Origin of the sequence: Luteitalea sp. (genome assembly GCF_044337415.1) — a bacterium.
GTDB lineage: Bacteria > Acidobacteriota > Vicinamibacteria > Vicinamibacterales > Vicinamibacteraceae > Luteitalea.
Genome location: NZ_JBIINP010000001.1, coordinates 17823 through 37693, shown reverse-complemented (window position 1 = coordinate 37693; position 19871 = coordinate 17823). Strand labels below are relative to the sequence as shown.

General features: G+C 68.9%; 20 protein-coding genes and 1 pseudogene. 8 read left to right on the top strand and 13 right to left on the bottom strand.

From position 1 onward, the window contains the following. Positions 1-24: 24 nt before the first annotated feature. From ACIRDX_RS00160 to recN, 6 genes are all read right to left on the bottom strand, one after another. Positions 25-1986, bottom strand: a complete 1962-nt coding sequence (locus ACIRDX_RS00160; protein WP_396623364.1) for a cation:proton antiporter — start codon at positions 1984-1986, stop codon at positions 25-27. Between the two features lie 295 nt (positions 1987-2281). Continuing rightward, positions 2282-3187, bottom strand: coding sequence for a ParB/RepB/Spo0J family partition protein (locus tag ACIRDX_RS00155; RefSeq protein ID WP_396623363.1), 906 nt, complete (start codon positions 3185-3187; stop codon positions 2282-2284). After that, positions 3180-3938: a ParA family protein gene (locus tag ACIRDX_RS00150; protein WP_396623362.1), complete on the bottom strand. Its 759-nt coding sequence runs from the start codon at positions 3936-3938 to the stop codon at positions 3180-3182. Before ACIRDX_RS00150 ends, ACIRDX_RS00155 begins: the two co-directional genes overlap by 8 nt. Before the next feature lie 67 nt (positions 3939-4005). Beyond that, on the bottom strand, positions 4006-4488 hold the full coding sequence (locus ACIRDX_RS00145; protein ID WP_396623361.1) for a bifunctional nuclease family protein: 483 nt from the start codon (positions 4486-4488) through the stop codon (positions 4006-4008). Next, complete coding sequence (miaB, locus tag ACIRDX_RS00140; RefSeq protein ID WP_396623360.1) at positions 4485-5822, bottom strand: tRNA (N6-isopentenyl adenosine(37)-C2)-methylthiotransferase MiaB; 1338 nt, start codon at positions 5820-5822, stop codon at positions 4485-4487. Before miaB ends, ACIRDX_RS00145 begins: the two co-directional genes overlap by 4 nt. Then, positions 5812-7686 (bottom strand): DNA repair protein RecN, encoded by a 1875-nt coding sequence (recN, locus tag ACIRDX_RS00135; protein WP_396623359.1) that lies wholly within the window; start codon positions 7684-7686, stop codon positions 5812-5814. Before recN ends, miaB begins: the two co-directional genes overlap by 11 nt. A 17-nt stretch (positions 7687-7703) precedes the next feature. Between recN and ACIRDX_RS00130 the strand changes: the two genes are divergently transcribed. The 8 genes from ACIRDX_RS00130 to ACIRDX_RS00095 all read left to right on the top strand — a co-directional run bounded on the left by ACIRDX_RS00130 (position 7704) and on the right by ACIRDX_RS00095 (position 14606). Continuing rightward, a complete protein-coding gene (locus tag ACIRDX_RS00130) occupies positions 7704-8456 on the top strand; it encodes a MotA/TolQ/ExbB proton channel family protein (RefSeq protein WP_396623358.1) in 753 nt (250 codons plus the stop codon). A gap of 19 nt (positions 8457-8475) precedes the next feature. Then, complete coding sequence (locus ACIRDX_RS00125; RefSeq protein WP_396623357.1) at positions 8476-8940, top strand: biopolymer transporter ExbD; 465 nt, start codon at positions 8476-8478, stop codon at positions 8938-8940. Positions 8941-8947: 7 nt separating this feature from the next. Next, the gene (locus tag ACIRDX_RS00120) at positions 8948-9754 is read left to right on the top strand and encodes a TonB family protein (RefSeq protein WP_396623356.1); all 807 of its coding nucleotides are present in this window, start codon (positions 8948-8950) and stop codon (positions 9752-9754) included. Beyond that, the gene (locus tag ACIRDX_RS00115) at positions 9751-11178 is read left to right on the top strand and encodes a hypothetical protein (RefSeq protein WP_396623355.1); all 1428 of its coding nucleotides are present in this window, start codon (positions 9751-9753) and stop codon (positions 11176-11178) included. Before ACIRDX_RS00120 ends, ACIRDX_RS00115 begins: the two co-directional genes overlap by 4 nt. 38 nt (positions 11179-11216) lie before the next feature. After that, complete coding sequence (gene pal, locus ACIRDX_RS00110; protein ID WP_396623354.1) at positions 11217-11819, top strand: peptidoglycan-associated lipoprotein Pal; 603 nt, start codon at positions 11217-11219, stop codon at positions 11817-11819. A gap of 19 nt (positions 11820-11838) precedes the next feature. After that, on the top strand, positions 11839-12747 hold the full coding sequence (gene ybgF, locus ACIRDX_RS00105; protein ID WP_396623353.1) for a tol-pal system protein YbgF: 909 nt from the start codon (positions 11839-11841) through the stop codon (positions 12745-12747). A gap of 246 nt (positions 12748-12993) precedes the next feature. Continuing rightward, complete coding sequence (locus ACIRDX_RS00100; protein WP_396623352.1) at positions 12994-13497, top strand: single-stranded DNA-binding protein; 504 nt, start codon at positions 12994-12996, stop codon at positions 13495-13497. Positions 13498-13622: 125 nt separating this feature from the next. After that, positions 13623-14606 carry an aldo/keto reductase gene (locus ACIRDX_RS00095; protein ID WP_396623351.1) on the top strand — a complete coding sequence of 328 codons (984 nt, stop codon included), beginning with the start codon at positions 13623-13625 and terminating at the stop codon, positions 14604-14606. Positions 14607-14714: 108 nt separating this feature from the next. On the opposite strand, the pseudogene ACIRDX_RS00090 reads toward ACIRDX_RS00095, so the two are convergent. The 7 genes and pseudogenes from ACIRDX_RS00090 to hpf form a co-directional block, all read right to left on the bottom strand. Further along, positions 14715-14798: pseudogene (locus ACIRDX_RS00090) on the bottom strand (type II toxin-antitoxin system VapB family antitoxin); the annotation flags it as partial. A gap of 78 nt (positions 14799-14876) precedes the next feature. Beyond that, on the bottom strand, positions 14877-16559 hold the full coding sequence (gene ptsP / locus ACIRDX_RS00085) for a phosphoenolpyruvate--protein phosphotransferase (RefSeq protein ID WP_396623412.1): 1683 nt from the start codon (positions 16557-16559) through the stop codon (positions 14877-14879). A 7-nt stretch (positions 16560-16566) separates the two neighbouring features. After that, on the bottom strand, positions 16567-16833 hold the full coding sequence (locus tag ACIRDX_RS00080; RefSeq protein WP_396623350.1) for an HPr family phosphocarrier protein: 267 nt from the start codon (positions 16831-16833) through the stop codon (positions 16567-16569). 4 nt (positions 16834-16837) lie between these two features. Next, positions 16838-17272 carry a PTS sugar transporter subunit IIA gene (locus ACIRDX_RS00075; protein WP_396623349.1) on the bottom strand — a complete coding sequence of 145 codons (435 nt, stop codon included), beginning with the start codon at positions 17270-17272 and terminating at the stop codon, positions 16838-16840. Positions 17273-17442: 170 nt separating this feature from the next. Then, positions 17443-18309 (bottom strand): RNase adapter RapZ, encoded by an 867-nt coding sequence (gene rapZ / locus ACIRDX_RS00070; RefSeq protein ID WP_396623348.1) that lies wholly within the window; start codon positions 18307-18309, stop codon positions 17443-17445. Further along, entirely contained in the window at positions 18306-19271 is a 966-nt protein-coding gene (gene hprK / locus ACIRDX_RS00065) for an HPr(Ser) kinase/phosphatase (protein WP_396623347.1), read from the bottom strand. Before hprK ends, rapZ begins: the two co-directional genes overlap by 4 nt. Before the next feature lie 16 nt (positions 19272-19287). Continuing rightward, positions 19288-19863, bottom strand: coding sequence for a ribosome hibernation-promoting factor, HPF/YfiA family (gene hpf, locus ACIRDX_RS00060; protein ID WP_396623346.1), 576 nt, complete (start codon positions 19861-19863; stop codon positions 19288-19290). Positions 19864-19871: the final 8 nt, after the last annotated feature.

Below are 19871 nucleotides of genomic sequence, written 5' to 3'. Positions count from 1 at the left end.
CTTGCGGTTGGTTCCAACCGCGGATTACGCGGCCCGAGCGAGCCCCTCGAGGGCGCGCCGCTGATCAGGCGTGCCGGCCACGGCCAGCAGGTCGTGCGGCTCCAGGGCCGTGTCCGGGCCCGGACTGGTGAGCATCTGCCCCTCGCGCATCACGCCCACCACGGTCGCGCCCGTGCGGGCGCGAATGCCCAGTGCGCCGAGCGTCTCGCCGGCGAGCGGGCTCTCCGGGTCGACCTGGATCCAAGCAAAGTCGAACAACTGGCTGGCAGCCCCCAGTTGCACGAGCGTCTGGTAGTCGCTGTCGTCGCCGAACAACGGGGCATACATCTCGCGGCGCAGCTGGGTGCTGACCCGGTGCACTTCCGTGACCCCGTAGTCGAGATGCAGGAGCGATTGCCGGACCATCTCGAGGCCTGCCTCCAGTTCCGGCTGGACGACCTCGGTGAGGCCCTTGGCCTGCAACTGCCGCAGCTGCTCGGCACCCTCGGCTCGGGCGACCACGCGCACCTGCGGCGCGAGGCGACGAACGGCATCGAGAATCGCCTCGGTGACGCTCACGACAGGCACGGTCACGAGGACGAGTCGCGCGTCGGCCACGTGCGCTGCCTCGAGGACCACCGGCTGGGTGGCATCGCCGAACACCACGGCGAGGCCTTCCTCCCGCGCTTGCTCGAAGCGGCGGTAGTCGAGTTCGAGCAGGACGGCAGGGAGGTGCAGGCGCTGCAGGAAGGTGGTCGTGAAGCGCCCAACGCGCCCTCCACCGACGATCACCACGTGGCCCTTCAACCCCGCGGCCGGCATGTTGATGGTCTGGACCGGTTCGCAACCGGCGCGTCGCCGCCACCAGGCGTAGATCGGCGTGGTAAGCCCCGACACCGCAGGCGTCAGCACCATGCTGAGCACTGCCGTGTTCAGCACGAGCGCGAACCCCCACGCGTCGAGGCCGCCCGTGGCCAGGCCGACGCGGCCCAGGACGAACGAGAACTCGCCGACCTGCCACAGGCCGAGGCCCACGGCCAGAGGCACCACATTGCGATACCCGAACGCGTACGACAACCCGCCAAGAATCAAGGACTTGCCGACGAGGATGGCCAGCAGCAGCAGGCCCACCGGTCCCGCCATCGTCCAGAGCAGGCGTGGGTCGATCAGCATGCCGACGGACGCGAAGAACAGCATGCCGAACACGTCGCGGAGCGGAATGATGTCGGACAGGGCCTGATGGGCGTAATCGGACTCGCTCAGGACCAGTCCGGCCACGAACGCGCCGAACGCGAACGAGAGCCCGAACAGGTAGGTGCCGTAGCCGACGCCGAGGCCGATGGCCGTGATGGCCAGCAGGAACAGCTCGCGCGACTGGTGCACCGCGATCACCTGCATCAGGCGCGGCAGTAGACGCGTGCCGACGATCACCATCAGCGCCAGGAACGCCGCCGCCTTCAACGCCGCGACGGCCAGTGCCTCCAGACCCGCCTCGGGCTTGGACAACGTGGGCAACAGGATCATCAGCGGCACCACGATGAGGTCCTGGGCGATCAGGATGCCGATCATCACGCGGCTCGACAGCGTCCCGAGCCGGCCCTGGGCCATCAGGGTCTTGAGCAGCACCATGGTGCTGCTGAGCGAGATCAGGGCGCCCAGCCACAGCGAGGGGCGCCAGTCCCAGCCCAGGAACGCGCCGAAGGCCAGGCCGAGCGCCATTGTGAGGCCCATCTGGATGGGCGTGCCGATGAGCGCGATCGCGCGCACCGGTTGCAGTTGCTTCAGCGAGAACTCGAGTCCCAGCGCGAACAGCAACAGTGCCACGCCGATCTCCGCGAGGAGCTCGATGTCGTGGGTGTTGGTGATGGCGTGGCCAATCGAGTGGGGTCCGATCAGGACGCCGGCCAGGATGTAGCCGAGGATCAGCGGCTGTCGCAGGTACTGCGCCAGCAGGCCCCCGGCGAGGCTGGAGACGATGACGATGGCGAGGTCGGCGGCGATACCCATGAACGATTGAGGAGCATGGTATGCGGTGTGGCGGCGTGGGGCACCCGGAGCGGCGTCGGTTGCCGCGTCATATCGCTAGGTCGATCGCCCGCATGAGTTCCACACACGGCTTCAACAGGGCATCTTTCTTAACTATGACCATTGAGTCCGATAATACACATTATGTTAACTGAAGACTGTGAGACAGCAAACTCACCTGGCCGGATTGCCATAGCTTGGCGTCGGGTGTGCCCTTGCACGGCACGTACGCGTCGGCTTGGCGTGCGCCCTTCTCGGGGCGTCCACAGGCGCCGATTCAGTCCAGCGTCAGGTCCGGGCGCGCCGCCTGCTCACCGGCGTCGGCATCATCTCCGGCAAGGCCGGCCGCTGCGGAGCGTTGCGCCCGCAGGTCGACAAGGATCTGCTCGAGCGTCTCGATGACCTCATCCGGCTCGACGTCGGCCTTCTTGAAGCTGAGCTGGAAGGCGAACTGCCTGGTCGGGGCCTTGTAGGTGTAGGTGAACGGCTTGGCACGTCCAGCGCGCCTGGCCACCTTGGCCTTCACCTGCTCGCGCAGTTCCTGCCGGGTCATGCCGCCGCTGCGGGACATCTGCTCGACGAGCGCCGCCATCTTCTCCGGATCGCCTTGTCTAACTACCTGTAGAAGCAACGACTTGGAGGAAATGTCGGCCAGCCGACAAAGATGCTTGATGTGCTCCGGCATCTGATTCAGCGAGAGCGACTCGGTGATGACCGTGCGGCTCTTGCCGAGCTTCTGCGCCAGGGTCTCGTGGGTGTAGCCCGCCTTCTGGCAAAGGGCGTGGAGCGCTTCTGCCTCTTCGAACGGCGTCAGATCCTTGCGCTGGATGTTCTCCACCAGCGCGATCTCGAGGATCCCCACATCGTCTACATCCCGGATGACAACGGGGAGTTCTTCGATGCCGGCCCTGACGGCAGCCTGGTAACGGCGCTCACCCGCCACGATCTGGAATCGCGAGCCGCGCTGGCGGACCACGATGGGCTCGATCAGCCCCTGCTCCTTCACGGACGCAATGAGCTCGGTGAGATCGCCCATCACCTGCCGAGGCTGATGAGGATTCGGGTCGATCTGTTCGATCGGGATCATGCGCCCGACTGGCGCGCCCGCAGAGGACGTCAGCGTTTCGACGTAATGCGCGTCGTGCCGCATGCGCACCGATTCCGGCAATCCACGCTTAGACACGGCTGAGAACCTCCTCGCTGACGCTGTAGTACTCGGATGCCCCCGATGACTCCGGGGCGAAGCTGAAGATCGCTTCCTTGTACGCCGGGCTCTCCTCGAGTCGGACGCTCTTCGTGATCACGGTCTTGAACACCTTCTGGCCAAACACATTCTGAATCTGGTCGCGAATGTCCCTGGCCAGGCTCGTGCGCTTGTCGTGCATGGTGATGAGCACGCCGAGCACCTGGAGGGAGGGATTGGCCCGGACCTGCACCTTGCTCACGGTCTCCAGCAGGTCGTCCGTGCCCTCGAGCGCGAAATACGAGGACTGAATCGGAACCACCAGGTGCGACGCCGCCACGAGCGCGTTCACCGTCAGCAAGCCCAGGGTCGGCGGGCAGTCAATCACGATGTAGGGATACTCGGCCTCGAGCGGCGCGAGCTTCTCCTTGAGGCGGAAGTGCGCGTCGAGTTCGCCGACGAGCTTCGCTTCCAGCTTGGCCAGGGCGATACGGGCAGGCGCGATGCTGAGGTGCGGTTGGTTCGTCGGCCTGATGACCGACGGCAACGTGGCTCCGCCCTCCCCCGTCAGCGCTTCGAACATGTTGGGGCCGACCGCGGCCATGTCGAGGAACGACATGGTGCTGTTGGCCTGGGGATCCAGGTCGACAAGCAGCGTCGGCTTGCCGCGCAGCGCCAGGGCAGCGGCAATGTTGATTGCGGTCGTGGTCTTCCCCACGCCGCCCTTCTGGTTGGCAATGGCCAGGATCATCGTTTCGAAGTCGGCAGGCGGTAGTCGGACACAGGGGCCCCGCGCATTCTACGGGAGTCCCGCCGATTCACATCTTGTACTTGCCCATGTCCTCGGGATCGAGGCTCTCCAGCCAGTGCTGCAGACGCTCGGTGTCCTGGGGAGTCGGGGTGTCGAGCGGGCGCGCATCGGAGAGGACGTGCTCGGCCACGTACACCGGAGCGCGCGTCCGCAGGGCCAGCGCCAGCGCGTCCGAGGGGCGCGCGTCGATCGCCACCGTCTCCCCCGCTACATCGAGTGAGACCAGAGCGAAGAACGTCCCATCGCGCACGTCGGTCACGTGCACGGCCGTCACGCGGCCGCCCAGCGCCTCGATCACCTGCTTGAGGAGGTCGTGCGTCATCGGGCGGGCTGAGGTGCTGTTCTCCAGTTGCAACGCCACCGCATGCGCCTCGAACATGCCAATCCAGATCGGCAACGTCCGATCCCCGGCTTCGTCGCGCAGGACCAGGATGGGCATGTTCGTCACCGGATCCATCATCAGTCCCTTGATCAGCATCCGAACGCTCATGAGCCCTCCACCTGCACGACCTCGCCACGAACGCTGTTGGGCCCGGCGGCGGTGATCCGCACCTGCGCCAGCTTGCCCAGCCAGGACTGCTCGCCCGGGAAATTGACCACGGTGTTCCCACTGGTCCGCCCCGACAGCTCGTGATCCCGCCGGCGGCTCGTGGCATCCACGAGCACGGTCTCGGTCCGACCGACCGATTGCTGGAGCAGGTCCGACTGGATGCGCCGCTGCAGCGCCTGCAGTTCGACGATCCGACGAGTCTTCTCCTCCTCCGCCACATCGTCTGCCATCCGCTTGATGGCGAGGGTGCGCGGACGAGGCGAGTACTTGAACGAGAACATGCTGTGATACCGGACGGCCTCCGTGAGGCTCAGCGTGTCGTCGAAGTCGGCCGCCGTCTCGCCGGGGAACCCCACGATCATGTCGGTCGACAGGCAGATGTCCGGAACCGCCTCCCGCACGTCCTGGATGATTTCGAGGTACCGCTCGCGCGAATACCGGCGCCGCATCGCGGCCAGCACACGGGTCGAGCCGGACTGGACCGGCAAGTGCAGGTGCCGACACACCTTGGGCAGCGCCTGGTAGGCCTCCAGCAGCCGCGGCGTCACGTGCCTCGGATGCGGACTGGCAAAGCGGATGCGCTCCACACCAGGCACCTCGTGCACCTTCTCCAACAGGCCCGCGAAGTCGCATTCGGCATCGTCGGGCGCCTGGTAGTGGTTCACGATCTGCCCGAGGAGCTGGACCTCGCGATGGCCCTTGTCGGCCGCCTCGCGGACCTCGGCGAGAATCTCCGCCGCCGGCCGCATCCGCTCGTGGCCCCGGGTGTAGGGCACCACGCAGAAGGCGCAGAACTCGTTGCAGCCTTCGATGATGTTGACGTACGCCTTGACGGTGTCGGCCCGTCGGGCGATGCCCAGCGGAAACGAGACGTCCTCGTGCGGATTGATGTCGACCTGCGGACCGACGGTGTCCTCGAGCGCACGGGTGACCAGCATCGGCAGTTGCTTGACCCGCTGGGTGCCGACCACCACGTCGATGAGCCGTGACCGCTTGAGCAGCGCCGCGCCCTCCTGCTGCGCCACGCACCCCGTGACCGCGATCACGGGACTGTTGCCCACGGCCTGCGCGGCTTCCCGGAACTCGCCCAGGCGGGTGAACAGCTTCTCCTCGGCGCGCTCGCGCACGCTGCAGGTGTTGATGACGATCACGTCAGCGTCGGCCGGGTCGGTCGTGGCCTCGAATCCGGCGGATTCGAGCAGACCGGCGAGCCGCTCGCCGTCGTGCATGTTCATCTGACACCCGTAGGCCTCGACCAGGTACTTACGCGCCACGTGCTCGTCCCTTGCGGCCCGCTGCCGCACTTTCGCTTTCGCCTTTTGCTCCGGCTTCGCTTTCGCCTTTCGCCTTTCGCCCCGTGGCAGCCTTCGCCTCCGCCGCCTTCGACTGCAGCAGCGTGCGAGCGCCCTCGAGCATCGGCGCCGAGGTGTCGCCCGCCATCATGCGGGCGATCTCCTCGACACGCGCATCGCCGTCGAGGTGGCTGGCAGACGTCTGCGTGCGCCCTCCGCTGACTCGCTTGGCGATGTGGATGTGGGCGTCGGCGTGGGCCGCGACCTGGGCCAGGTGCGTGACGCACAGGACCTGGGCGCGCCCCGACAGGGCCCGCAAGCGCGCCCCCACCGAGTCCGCGACGCGGCCGCCGATCCCGGCGTCGACCTCGTCGAATATCAGGGTCCGGTCCTGCGCCTCGGGTGCGTCGAGCACCTTCACGGCCAGCATCACCCGCGACAGTTCGCCCCCCGAGGCCACGCGGGCAAGGGGACGGGGCGACTCGCCGGGGTTGGCCGACAGCAGCAGCTCGGCCCGGTCGATTCCCGAGGCCAGCCACTCTCCTTCCCCCGCCGCGGCCTGGAACCGGAACGAGACGTCCGCGTGAGGCATGGCGAGGTCGGCCAGTTCCCGACGCAGGCGTGCGGCGAACGGCGCAGCCGCCGCTCTGCGCGCGACGGAGAGCGCAGTGGCGCGTTCGAGGTAGGCAGCTGCGGCAGCCTCACAGGCCGATTGCAGGGCAGACAACTGCCCCTCCGGCTGCTGCAGCGCAGCAAGTTGCTCGGTCAGCGCCTGCTGCCGTGCCCGGACCTCGGCGAGCGTGGGGCCGTATTTGCGCTTCAGGCGCTCGAGCGCGGCGAGGCGGTCCTCCACCTCTTGCAGACGCTCGGGCGACGCGTCGATGCCCGAGACGTACTGCCGAAGGAAGAAGGCCAGGTCGTCGAGCTGCGCCTTGAGTCCGTCCCGCTGCGCCGCATAGCCGTGGGCGGCTGGATCGAGCTGGGCCAGCTCGTCGACGCGCTTCCAGACGATGGCCAGACTCTGAAGCGCGGAGTGCTCTCCTTCATAGAGCGCGTCGTAGGCCTCCTGCCCGAGTCGCTGCAGGCGGTCGGCGTTGGCCAGCACCTGTCGTGAAGCGACGAGCTGCTCGTCCTCGTCCTCGAGCGGCTGTACCTTGTCGATCTCGCCCAACTGGAACGACAGGAGGTCGATGCGGGCAGCGCGCTCCCTCGCGTCCATCTGCGTCGCCGCAAGCGCCTCGCGAGCAGCCACCCACACGCTATGAGCGCGAGCCACCTCGGCGCGCCGGTCGCCGAGTCCTGCGACGCGGTCGAGCAGGTCCAGGTGCGTGTCGGGGAGTTGGAGCGTCTGGTGCTCGTGCTGACCGTGGAGGTCGACCCACGCCGAGACCCGCTCCCGCAGCGTTCCCGCGGTCACGAGGACATCGTCGATGAACGCCCGTGAGCGGCCCTCGGCGGAAATCTCTCGCCGGACGATCACGTCGGCGCCCTCGGGGGTGGTCACGATGGCCTGGACGGACGCGGCGGTCGCGCCGGTGCGGACCATGTCGGCGGAGGCGCGCCCCCCCAGGAGGAGGCCGATGCCCTCGACGAGGACGGACTTGCCGGCGCCGGTCTCGCCCGTGAGGACGGTGAGGCCGTCGGCGAGCGACAGGTCGAGGGCCTCGATGACCGCAAGGTGACGGATGCTGAGGAACCGGATCATGGACGGGAGGACGCAGGTCGACCGTAGGGACTGACGGGCGCGCCGAATGGCCAGAACTGCAACGATATCATGGAGTTGACCCCTGTTTTCGGCGCGTGGTAGCCTTGCAGCTTCGCGCCTTCCCAGCGGCGCATCGATCATGCATTGCGGAGGCCTGTTTGCAGACGCTCTGGGTGTTCGCTCTTGCCCTGCAGGAGCTGGCCGGACCCGCGGCGGAGACCGCGGAATCGGCGACTGACGTCATTTCCCTCGTCACCCGGACCGGGCTCATCGAGCAGCTCGTCCTCGCTCTTCTCGTCCTCTTTTCCGTCGTGTCCTGGGGCATCGTGGCCTACAAGACATGGGCGTTCCGCAAGGCCGACGCGCAGACGCGCCAGTTCCTGGACGTCTTCCGGCGGAGCAGCAAGTTCTCGGAAGTGCAGGCCGTGTGTCGCTCGCTCGGCGAGAGTCCGCTCGTTGGCCTGTTCCAGGCCGGCTACGGGGAACTCAACGCGCAGTTGCGTGGGACGGGCGACAAGCCAGCGGCCGGTGCGCCGCGTCCAACGCTCAAGAGTCTCGAAGCCGTGGACCGCGCCCTCCTGCGCGCCAGCGGCACCGAACTGGCCAAGCTCGAGGAGCGCGTGGGATTCCTGGCGACGACAGCGAGCATCACGCCCTTCATCGGCCTGTTCGGCACGGTGTGGGGCATCATGACGGCGTTCCAGGCCATCGGGGCGGTGGGGTCCTCGAACCTCGCCGTGGTGGCGCCCGGCATCGCGTCGGCCCTGATCGCCACGGCGGCAGGCCTGTTCGCGGCGATTCCTGCCGTGTACTTCTACAACCACTTCACCGGCAAGGTGCGCGGGTTCGCCGCGGCGATGGAGGACTTCTCGCTGGAGTTCCTCAACATCTCCGAGCGCAACTTCACCTAGGCCCGTCCCGGACGACCACATGCCCAAGGTACAAGCGGCAGGCGGGGGCGGGATGGGACGGGGGCGACGCGGCCGGATGGTCGCCTCGACCGCGCTGGCCGAGATCAACGTCGTCCCCCTCGTCGACGTGATGCTGGTGTTGCTGATCATCTTCATGGTCGCGGCGCCGATGATGACCCGTGGCCTCGACGTGAACCTGCCGGTCGCCCGCCGATCGCAGAACCTGAGCAACGAACGGATCTTCGTCACGATCCCGCTGTCGTTCGCCCAGGACAGGCGCGTGCAGTTGGACGAGGAGTTCATCCGGGTGGATGTGCTCGGTGAGCGGATGCGGCAGGCGCTGCAAGGCAAGTCCGACAAGTCCGTCTACCTCCGCGCCGACGGCGCCGTCACCGTGCAACAGACGATGACGGTCATGGACGCCCTGAAGACGGCCGGCGTCGAGAAGGTTGGCCTCGTGTCGCGCCTGCCAGGGGAGCGATAGGACGCGCGTGGCCTCCCCTACTGCCCCCTTCGCACTTGCCGGCGGGACCACCGCCCGGCGCACGACCGGCCCGGACGGCTTCAAGCGGATGGTGCTGCTGTCGCTGACCGCGCACGCGGCGCTGGTACTGCTGGTGGCGTTGATGCCGTCCTCGTGGCGGACCCATCAGGACGAGCCCAGGAACGTGATGACCATCAGCCTCGGCGGGGCTCCCGGCCCACGGGCCGGCGGACTCACGTCGATGTCGGGTCGCCCCGTGCAACAGGCGGTTGAGCCGAAGCCGGACGTCAAGCCCACCCCGGTGCAGCCGCCCGCGGCCAAGCCCCCCGAGATGACCGAACCTGTGAAGGCGGCGCCGAAGCCGGCGCCCCGTCCGCCCGTCACGCCGCCGCAGACGACGACGGAGCAGGCCAGAGGACGGACGCCGACCACGGGGGCCCGAGTCAGCGAGGGCCAGGCACGCGCCGACACCGGTGTCGTGAGCGACAGCATCGGCCTGTCCACGGGTGGCGGTGGCGCCGGCGGCCAGATCAACCTCGGCAACTTCTGCTGCCCGGGCTACGTGTCCGAGATGCTGCAGATCATCCAGCGGAATTTCCGCCAACAGCAGGGCACGACGGGCTCGACGGTGATGCGCTTCGTGATCGATCGCCAGGGCGTCCTGAGCGACATCGCGGTGGCGCGCACGAGCCGCAACTTCCTGCTCGACCAGGCGGCGCAGCGGGCGCTCGTCCTCACCAAGCTGCCACCGCTGCCGCGCGAGTACACCAACCCGACGCTGACGGTGAACCTGGAATTCAACTTCACCCCATGACGACGACCGCTCCACGTTTCCTCCTGACCGCCGCCCTCGCGGCCCTCGCGTCCACGGTGCTGGTGATCGCCGCACCGGATTCCGCGCAGGCCCCGGCGGCTCCGTCGCAGCCGCCTGCGTCGCAGGCGCCACCGGCAGGCACGCCGCCCGCCACACAGCAGCCCACCGAGATCTCCACGGCGATCTCGCTCAGTGGCGGTGCCACCCCGCGTCTGGCCGTGCCGACGTTCATGGCGGGCGCCGACCTGAAGGGGCCGGCCGAGGCCATCGCGCAGGTGCTGTGGGACGACCTCCGCTTCGAGCGGGAGTTCGACCTCATCCCGCGCGCCTCGTACGCCCCGATCACGCCAGCGACGTCGATGGAGACGGTGCCGTTCGCGCAGTGGAAGGAGCTGGGCGCCAACTACGTGCTGATCGGCACGGTGCGCCAGAATGCGTCGAGCCTGACGGTGCAGGCGCGGCTGTTCGACGTCTCGTCGCAGCGCAGCATGTGGGCCAAGGAGTACACGGCCGCGGCCAGCAACCCGCGGGCGTTCGCGCACACCATCGCCGACGAATTGCACAAGGACACGCGGTCGCTCACCGGCGTCGCCCGGACCAAGCTGGCGTTCGTGAGCGATCGCGATGGTGAGACCTCGAAGGGGCCGGTCGAGCAGCGCAGCATCAAGGAGATCTACATCGCCGATTACGATGGGGAGAGCCAGCGACGCGTCACCGTCAACCGGTCGCTCGCGATCAACCCGAGTTGGTCGGCCGATGGGCGAGCCATCGCCTACACGTCGTATCGCCGCGGGTACCCTGACATCTACGTGTCCTACATCTACCAGGGCAAGATGGACCAGCCTGCCGCGGGCACCGACACGGTGCACAACTTCCTGCCGGCGTTCTCGCCGGACGGCACGCGCCTCGCCTTCATGACCAACCGCGACGGCAACATGGAGATCTATGTCGTGAACCGCGACGGCTCGAGCCTGCGGCGCGTGACTCGCCACCCCGGCAACGACTCGACGCCCACGTGGTCGCCAGCGGGCAACCAGATTGCGTTCACGTCGGACCGCTCCGGCTCGCCGCAGATCTACATCGTGGACGCCGATGGCATCGGGCAGCCCCGTCGCATCACCAGCGAGTCGTGGGCTGACCGTGCCACGTGGTCGCCGGCGCCCTACAACGAGATCGCGTACGCGGGCCGCAACGGTCCCGGCTTCGACATCAAGATCTTCAGCCTCGAACAGGGCCAGATTCGGACCATCACCGACAGTACCGGCAGCAACGAGAGCCCGTCGTGGGCGCCCAACGGGCGTCACCTCGCGTTTGCCTCGACGCGCGCCGGCCGGACGCAGATTTTCACCATCGCCCGCGACGGCAATGACCTCCGCCAGGTCACCAAGTCGGGCAACAACGTGCAGCCCAGTTGGTCCCGCTGATTCCGGTGCGGCCCCCCGCCCACAAGGAGACGTCCCGCATGTCCGCTCGTTTCGTCCGCCTCGTCGCCGCCTGTCTGGTGATCGTCGCCACCACTTCGGCCTGCAGCCGCAAGAAGCCCCCGGTCGCGCGGCCGACGCCGCCGCCGCCGTCGGTCAACACGACCGTGGACACGGCCCCTCCGCCGCCGCCCGCGCCGCTGCCCGAGCCTGAGCCGCCAGTGGCCTCGGTTCCGGCCGAGCCTGCCGTGGCCAGCAGCCCGATGGTGGACTACAACGCGCGCTCACTCGACGAGCTCAATCGCGAGTCGCCCTTGCAGCCTGTCTACTACGGCCTCGACAGCTCCGACGTGGCTGGCGACATGCAGGCGACGCTGCAGAAGAACGCCGAGATCCTGAAGCAGTACCCGAGCTGGGTCGTGACCATCGAAGGCCACTGCGATGAGCGCGGGACTGCCGAGTACAATCTGGCCCTTGGTGAGCGCCGGGCACAGTCGGCCCGCGCGTATCTGGTGTCGCTGGGGATTCCGGCCGAGCGGCTCAAGATCGTGTCCTACGGGAAGGAGTTCCCGTTCGACCCAGGCAGCACCGAGGAGGCGTACGCCAAGAACCGGCGCGCCCACTTCGTGGTCACCAGCAAGTAAGGCCGCAGTCAGGACGGACATGATGACGCGCACCGTGATTGGCGCCCTGACGGGCGTGATGCTCGTGGGCCTGGCGCTGCCGGCCCACGCCGCCAACCGCGAGCACCAGCAGTTGATGGCCGACATCCGCATGCTGCAGGAGCAGAACCAGCAGTTGCAGCTCGTGCTGGTGACCCTCGGCGACACGCTGAAGGCCCTCAACGCCAAGCTCGACGACCAGGCCACTACCTCGCGCAAGCAGTTCGCCGACCAGAAGCTGCTGATCGACAACCTGAGCGGCGATCTCCGCGTCGTCCGTGAGCGGCTCGACGAGAACAACACGCGCGTGGGGTCGATCGGCCAGGAGCTGAACTCGCTGCGCGAGGCCGTCAACACGTTGCCGTCGCAGCTCGCGCCGCCCCCGGTGTCGATGGTGCCCGGACCAAACGGGACCATGGTCCCCGTAACACCCACGGCGGCGCCGGGCGCGCCGGTGGCGGGTGCACCCGCCACCCCGGCTCCCGCGGCCCCCGCCGTGCCGACCGGTCCGGCCGGCGGCCTGTCGCCGCAGCGGATGTTCGACACGGCGCAGGCCGACTACGCCGCCGGGCAGTGGCCACTGGCCATTTCCGGGTTCGAGCAGTTCATCCGCTCCTTCCCCACCAGCGACAAGGCCGACGACGCCCAGTTCTACATCGGCGAGTCGTACCAGCTCGACGGGAAGTTCAAGGAGGCGGTCGGCGCCTACGAGAAGGTGATCGCCGACTACCCGAGCGGCGACCGGGTGCCGCAGGCGCTGTACAAGCGAGGCGTCGCGCTGAGCCTGCTCGGCGACAACGACCGTGCGCGCGAGTCGTTCCAGCAGGTGATCCGCAACTATCCGCAGAGCGAGGTCGCGGTGCTGGCCAAGCAGGTGCTCGACGGCCTGAATCGGCGTCCGCGAGAGTAAGTGGCAATTCGAGATTTGACATTCGAGATTCTTGGCGGCTCGGCCTCCCGGCCTTCGCTCGCGCGGCGCACCCAGAGGCGCGCGGCCGATGGCCAGCGCCCCGGAAATTTCAAATGTCGAATGTCAAATTGCCGCTGTCAGATTCGGCAAGGATCGCCCGTCACAGTGGCGGCACGACTGTACCCCCACGGGGTCGTGGGGGCGTGAGAGACCCGGGATGCCCGGGTGGAGAGAGAGCAGGCAGGCATGGGTAGCGTCAACAAGGCGATCCTCGTCGGGAACCTCGGGCGGGACGCGGAACTCAAGTTCACCGGCAACGGCTTCGCGATCGCGCGCTTCAGCATCGCGACGACGGACCGGCGCAAGGACAGCAAGACCGGCGACTGGGTCGAGAAGACCGAGTGGCACCGTATCGTCCTGCTCGGCAAGCAGGCCGAGTCGCTGCAGGACTACCTGAAGAAGGGCAAGCAGATCTACGTCGAAGGCCGCATCGAGACGCGGTCGTGGGACGACAAGGATGGCCAGAAGCGCTACACGACCGAGATCGTGGCCGACCGCATCCAGTTGCTGGGTGGTGGCGGCGGTGGCGGCCGCGGCGCGGGTGGCGGCAGCCGCAGCGAGGACGACTACGACTACGGCGGCGGCAGCTACGGCGGCGGCGCGAGTTCCGGTGGAACCACGTCTGGCGGCAGCGCCGGCGGCTTCGACCCGATGAGCGGCGGCGACAACGACGACGACATTCCGTTCTAGCGGGCACAGAGCTCCCGCTCGGTGGTAATGCCGGGAATGCCGGGAATGCCGCAATGTCGAGAGGCGTTGCGGCATTCGTGCGTTCGCCAGTCCTTGCGGCATCGCAGCAGCGCGGAATTCTCGAGATGACACTTCGTCCCTTCGGCACTTCCGGGCTCCAGGTCTCCCCCATCACGTTCGGTGCGATGCGGATCGTCGGTGACAGGCCCGACGGCGCATCCTCAGCGCTGCTGGCGGCCCTCGAGCGCGGCATCACCGCCATCGACACCGCCAGGAACTACGGCGAGAGCGAGGCCATCGTCGCGCGGACGCTGCGCGCGTGGCACGGCGCGCGGCCGCTGATCGCCACCAAGGTCAAGCCGCGCGACATCTCCAACTGGCGCCACTACGTGCCGATGGACGTACAGTTCACGTCCCGGAGCATCGAGGCGTCTGTCGAGGAGAGCCTGCGCACGCTCGGCGTCGACTGCCTGGACCTCGTGCAGTTGCATCAGTGGTACTACCGCTGGTCGCACGAGACCACGTGGCTGGAGGCGCTCCACGCGCTTCGTGCGGCCGGCAAGATCCGGTACATCGGCGTGAGTGCGCAGGACCACGAGCACGACGGCGTGCTCAAGCTCGTCGACGATCGACTGGTCGACGGCGTGCAGGTGGTGTTCAACGCCTTCGAGTCGCGGCCGCTCGTCAGCGTCGTGCCGCTTGCGGCCGCGCGCGGTGTCGGCGTGATCGCCCGCTGCGTCTTCGATCACTCGGGGGCGCTCGCAGGCGTGGCCACGCGCGAATCGCTCGCCCGCGACGTGAAGCTCGCCAACGCATCGCCGGAGCTCGTCACCGAGTACCTCCGCCGCATCGATCGCCTGCATGACGATGCCCGCGCGCACGGCATGGACCTGGTGGAACTGTCGGTGCGGTTCGCGCTCACGCACCCGGGGATGTCGACGCTGGCGATTTCGCTGGCCGACGTGGCGCAGGTGGAGGCGGCGATCGCCGCGGCCGACAAGGGGCCGCTGCCGGAGGTGCTGTTCGAGCGCATCCGCCGCGAACACGTGTGGGTGAAGAACTTCTACTACTTCAGCACCGCCACGGTCGACGGCAACCGGGCGGTCTGAGTCCGCGCTCGACGTCCACGGCCACGATCTCGATCGCGGCCTTCTCGAGGAACGTCCGCGGCGCTCGCCACGCACGCGTGCGAGTCGATCCTTCAGGGCCTGCGTCACGGCCTGTGTCTTGGTCTCGCCCGTCAGCCTCGCCAATGTGGCCGCCAGCCGCTCCGCTTCGTCGTTCCGGATGTTCAGTGCCATGTCGATACCTGTGTAGATCGACTACTACACTGCAACACCCGTCAGCCGACACGACGGGGTGGCCTGCCCCTCACGGCCTCACGGACCCACGGGTGCGTTGACGTCGCCTTCGTACAGCACGCGGAGCGCGGCGTCGCGCGCCTCCGCGATCGAACACCCGGCCAGGGCCTCGCGCGCCTGGCGCAGGGACGTGGCGGCCATGCTGAACTCGCGCAGGCCGAGGCCGAGCAGCACCCGCAGCAGCATCGTGTCGGACGCCATCTCCCCGCACACGGCCACGCGCCGACCGTGGCGCCTGGCCCCGCGGACCACCATGCGGATCAGGCGCAGGACCGCCGGATGTCGAGGATTGTAGAGGTGCTGCACGCGAACGTCGCTGCGGTCGGCGGCGAGCGTGTACTGCGTGAGGTCGTTGGTCCCGATGCTGAGGAAGTCCGCATGCTGCGCCAGGCGACCGGCGTCGAGCGCCGCCGCCGGGACCTCGACCATCGCGCCGGCGAGCGGCGCCGGCAACCCCAGGCGCTCGGCCTGCGTGCGCAGCATCTGCACGGCACGCGCCATCTCGTCGGCGCTCGTCACGAACGGAAACATGACGCGAAGGTGTCGTCCCTCGCCCGCGCGAATCAACGCGCGCAGTTGACGCTCGAGCACCTCCGGGCGCGCGAGGCCGAGCCGCAACCCGCGCATCCCCAGTCGCTCGCGCGGTTCCACATCCATCTGCTCGGGGAGCCCGACCTCTTCCGGCGTGATGTCGAACGTGCGAATGGTCACCTCGCGGTCACCAGCGCGGTCGAGCACATCCCGGTAGGCGTCGACCTGCGCCTGCTCGCTGACCTGTCCGATGGGCTGCCCGCCGAGCAGCAGTTCCGAGCGCACGAGTCCGAGGCCCTCGGCGCCCTCGCGCCAGGCGAACGGCACGTCCTCGGGACGCTCGATGTTGGCCAGCAGCAGCACCGGGACATCGTCGGCAGTCATGGCTGGCCCCGAGAGCGACTCGGCGGGCGTGGCCACCGCGCGCAAGCGGCGGCGCGTCGCGTCGACGACGGCCGGGGGCGGGTCGACGGCAATCATGCCGGTCGTGCCGTCGACGAGCAGCGTGGCCCCAGGCGGCACCATGCGCGTGGCCTCCTGCAGGCCGACCACGGCAGGCACCCCCATCGAGCGGGCCAGGATGGCGGTGTGGGCCGTCCGTGTCCCGGCATCGGTGGCGAGCGCCGCGAGCCGGCTCCAGTCGAGCTGCGCGGCCACCGACACGGGCAGGTCGTCGGCCACGAACACGCAGGGCTCGTTGAACCGGGCCAGCTGCGCGTTCAGCCACCCGGCATCGCCATCCACGCGCTGCAGGTTGGCGCGCACACGGCCGAGGACGTCGGTGAGATCGCCGTGGCGCTCCTGCAGGTACGGATCCTCGATGGCGCGGAGCCGCTGGACCAGTTCCTCCCCCGCCTCGACGACCGCCCACTCGGCGTTGACGCGGCGCGACCGGATGAGGGCGTCGGCCCGCTCGCGCAGCAGCGGATCGGCCAGCATCAGGATCTGCACGTCGAACATGCCCGCCAGCTCGGCGCCCAGCACGTGACGGGTGCGATCGCGGATGTCCTCGAGTTGCGTGCGCGTGAGGTCCGAGGCGGCAGTCAGGCGCGCCTGCTCCGCCGCCACGTCCTCCTCGGCGATCCGGTAGCGCACGTCGTGCGTCCGCAGCCGCACGACCACGGCCGGGCCCAGTGCCTCCCCCGGAGCGACGGCCACGCCGGTCAGCATCAGCACGTCACGACTCCCCGAATCCTTCCGCGACGAGCGCGGCGAGGGCGTCGGCAGCTGCCTCGGCGTCGCTGCCCTCGGTCCTGATGACGATCGTCGTGCCGCGGGCCGCCCCGAGCAGCAGCAGGCCCAGGATGCTCTTGCCGTCGAGCTCCCGCGCGCCCTTGGCCACGCGGACGGTCGCCGCGTACTGGGAGGCGAGCCGCACGAAACGCGCCGCGGCCCTGGCGTGCAGGCCGAGCTGGTTCACGATCACCACGTCACGCGTCACCATCGACTTACGAGCCTGCGTCGGGGCGCATCAGGTCCGAGGCGACGCGGATCGCCTCCCGCGCGTGCTCGCGCACGAGGCGGGCGATCCCGAGCAGCCCGTGGTTGGCCGGATCGAGGGTGGCCAGCTTGACGAGCATCGGCAGGTTGACGCCCGTGATCACCTCGACGCGGTCGTCCTCGAGGAACGTGATGCCCAGGTTGCTGGGCGTGCCGCCGAACATGTCGGTCAGCACCAGCACGCCGGAGGGCCCCTCCACGCGGGCGATGGCGGCCGCGATCTGGTCGCTGGCCGCGTTCGGTTCGTCGTGCCACCCCAGCGCGACGGCCTCGAAGCGCACCAACTCGCCGGCGATCATCTCGGCCGCGTTGACCAGTTCGTGTGCGAGTTGGCCGTGCGTGACCACGACCACGCCGAGTCGTTGTTGTCCGGAGTCTGGCATGTCTGTTTCTCGCAGGGGCCGGGCTCGGAGAGCCGGCCCTGCCATCTCACTTCGCTCGGAGAGCCGAACCTGCCCTTGCGTCGCTCGGGGAGCCGGCCCACCGTCATCCGCCTCGGAGACGATCCGTACCCGGCACCCCGTACCCGGCACCCGCGGCGGTGCTGCCCCTGCTACTCCTGCGCGATGTCGCGATGACGCACGCGCAGCCGGATGCCCGCCACGCTCGCCATCCGTCGCCGCAGTTCCTCGGCGATGGCCACCGAGCGATGCTTGCCGCCCGTGCAGCCAATCGCCACGGTCACGTAGCTCTTCCCTTCGGCGGCGTAGCGCGGCAGCAGGAACTCCAGCAGGTCGCCGACGCGCGCCAGGAACGTCGCGTAGTCCTCGTACTGCTCGAGGAAGCCACGCACTTCGGCGTCGCGCCCGGTGTGCGGCCTGAGTTCCGGCACGAAATGGGGGTTGGGCAGGAACCGGGCATCGAACACGAGGTCGGCATCCAGCGGCACGCCGTGCTTGAAGCCGAAACTCAGGAACGTGACCACCGGCCCCGCGCTGGTGCCCGTGTCGCGTGAGGCGGCCATGAACGCGTGACGCAGTTCATGCACCGTCATGTCCGACGTGTCGATGATCTGGTCGGCCATCGCCCGGATCGGCGCCATCTGCTCGCGCTCCAACCGGATCCCCTCGCTGACCGACTCGTGCTCGGCCAGCGGGTGCGGGCGCCTGGTCTCGCTGAACCGACGCACCAGCGCCGCGTCCGAGGCATCGAGGAAGATCAGCCGCGGCTCCAGGGCGGGCATCTGGCGCAGCTTCTCGTACGTCTCGGGAAAGGCCTTGAGGAGCGAGCGCTCGCGGATGTCGATCACCACCGCCGCCCGCGTGATCTCGCCGCCGGCGCGCTGCGTGAGCTCGGCGAACGTGGGGATCAGCGCAACCGGCAGGTTGTCGACGCAGAAGTAGCCGAGATCCTCCAGCGCACGGATCGCCTGCGTCTTGCCCGACCCCGACAGCCCCGTGAGGACGATGAATCGACTCATGACTCTCCTGCCTGCAACTCGGCTTCGAGCCGTGCCGCCAGGCGCTGCGCCGCGGAGATGCCGCGCGCCAGCAGCAGGTGCCGGCGTGCCGCCACTTCCACCAGGATGCCGATGTTACGCCCTGGTCCCACCGGGAGCGTCACCACCGGCACCGGCACGCCCAGCAGCGGCTCGGTCGCCTCGTCGAGGCCGAGCCGCTCGTACTCCGTGTGGCTGTCCCAGCGGACGAGCCGCACGATGAACTCCACCTGCATGCTGTGGCGCGTCGAGGCCACGCCGAACAGGTCCTGCACGTTCATGATGCCGAGCCCGCGCACTTCCATGTGGTGCCGCGTGAGCGGCGGCGACGTGCCGATCAGCGCCGAGCCTCGACGCGTCACCTCCACGGCGTCGTCGGCGACGAGCCGATGACCACGCACCACGAGATCGAGGGCGCACTCGCTCTTGCCGATGCCGCTCTCCCCGAGCAACAACACCCCGAGACCGAGGATGTCCACCAGCACCCCGTGCAGCGTGGTGACCGGCGCCAGTCCCTCCTCGAGCACGCCCGTGAGTGCGACCAGCGTCTCCGACGTCAGCACGTCGGTCGAGAGGACGGGCACGCCGCGCGCATCGGCCTCGGCGACGAGCACCGCGTCGACGGGCAGGCCCGCCGTCACGACGATGCAGGGCAACCCGGGACGCAGCACATCGTGGAGGCGGCGGCGCCGCAGTTCCAGGTCGAGGCTCGCCAGGTACTGCACCTCCGACCGGCCGAACAACAGCACGCGGCCGTCCTCGAGATACTCGGGCTGGCCCGTCAGCGCCAGCCCGGTCTTCTGGAGCGACACGCGGGTGATGCGCCGGGCCAGTCCCGAGGCCCCGGCCCGGACAGACAGGTCCCCGAGCGGCGTGCCGGCGCAGCGCGCCAGCAGATCGCGAACGGTGAGGCTCTGCGGGCCGGACTCGGGGATGGCGACCATCGGTGGCCGTCCTGGCTCAGGCGTCCGGATCGACCAGGCCCACGTGCCCGTCGGCGCGACGCACCAATACCTGCACCCGGTCGAGTTCGGCATCGCGGAACACGAAGACGGACCCTGCCGGCGCGTCGACGCGCAGCAGCGCGTCCTCGAGGCGCATCGGCTTGGCGCTGCTCCGGCGGACCCGCACCACCCTGGGTTCGGCGGTCGCGACAGCCTTGGCGACGCGCGGCTTCGTCTTCGGGGCCACTTCGACCACGACGACGGGGGCCGCCGCCGCGGCCTTCACCGAGGCGCCGCGCTTGCGCTCTTCCCACTTGCCCTTGACCTTGCTGGCCTGCGCCTCGATCTTGGCGATCGCGGCCAGCGCCGAGGCCTGCGCCGTCTTGGCCAGGCCGTGTCCGCTCAGGTCGTGGTCGCCCTTCGTGCGCACCCGCACGTCGGCCTTCACCTGGTCCTTCTGGACCTGGAGGGCCACCTGCGCGGTGGTGATGCTGTCGTGAAGATGACGGTCCAGCTTCTCGAGACGCCGGGTGACGGCTTGTCGGAGGGCCGGGGTGATGGTGAGGTTGCGCCCTGTGAGCGCGAGCCGCATGGTGCGGT

What these genes read in the sequence shown, in the direction of transcription:
- ACIRDX_RS00160 (WP_396623364.1), bottom strand. Translation starts at nt 1,986, where the DNA reads ATGGGTATCGCCGCCGACCTCGCCATCGTCATCGTCTCCAGCCTCGCC.
- ACIRDX_RS00150 (WP_396623362.1), bottom strand. Translation starts at nt 3,938, where the DNA reads ATGATCCTGGCCATTGCCAACCAGAAGGGCGGCGTGGGGAAGACCACG.
- ACIRDX_RS00145 (WP_396623361.1), bottom strand. Translation starts at nt 4,488, where the DNA reads ATGAGCGTTCGGATGCTGATCAAGGGACTGATGATGGATCCGGTGACG.
- recN (WP_396623359.1), bottom strand. Translation starts at nt 7,686, where the DNA reads ATGATCGATGCGCCGCTGGGAAGGCGCGAAGCTGCAAGGCTACCACGC.
- ACIRDX_RS00125 (WP_396623357.1), top strand. Translation starts at nt 8,476, where the DNA reads ATGCCCAAGGTACAAGCGGCAGGCGGGGGCGGGATGGGACGGGGGCGA.
- ACIRDX_RS00115 (WP_396623355.1), top strand. Translation starts at nt 9,751, where the DNA reads ATGACGACGACCGCTCCACGTTTCCTCCTGACCGCCGCCCTCGCGGCC.
- pal (WP_396623354.1), top strand. Translation starts at nt 11,217, where the DNA reads ATGTCCGCTCGTTTCGTCCGCCTCGTCGCCGCCTGTCTGGTGATCGTC.
- ybgF (WP_396623353.1), top strand. Translation starts at nt 11,839, where the DNA reads ATGATGACGCGCACCGTGATTGGCGCCCTGACGGGCGTGATGCTCGTG.
- ACIRDX_RS00100 (WP_396623352.1), top strand. Translation starts at nt 12,994, where the DNA reads ATGGGTAGCGTCAACAAGGCGATCCTCGTCGGGAACCTCGGGCGGGAC.
- ACIRDX_RS00095 (WP_396623351.1), top strand. Translation starts at nt 13,623, where the DNA reads ATGACACTTCGTCCCTTCGGCACTTCCGGGCTCCAGGTCTCCCCCATC.
- ptsP (WP_396623412.1), bottom strand. Translation starts at nt 16,559, where the DNA reads ATGCTGACCGGCGTGGCCGTCGCTCCGGGGGAGGCACTGGGCCCGGCC.
- ACIRDX_RS00080 (WP_396623350.1), bottom strand. Translation starts at nt 16,833, where the DNA reads ATGGTGACGCGTGACGTGGTGATCGTGAACCAGCTCGGCCTGCACGCC.
- ACIRDX_RS00075 (WP_396623349.1), bottom strand. Translation starts at nt 17,272, where the DNA reads ATGCCAGACTCCGGACAACAACGACTCGGCGTGGTCGTGGTCACGCAC.
- rapZ (WP_396623348.1), bottom strand. Translation starts at nt 18,309, where the DNA reads ATGAGTCGATTCATCGTCCTCACGGGGCTGTCGGGGTCGGGCAAGACG.
- hprK (WP_396623347.1), bottom strand. Translation starts at nt 19,271, where the DNA reads ATGGTCGCCATCCCCGAGTCCGGCCCGCAGAGCCTCACCGTTCGCGAT.
- hpf (WP_396623346.1), bottom strand. Translation starts at nt 19,863, where the DNA reads ATGCGGCTCGCGCTCACAGGGCGCAACCTCACCATCACCCCGGCCCTC.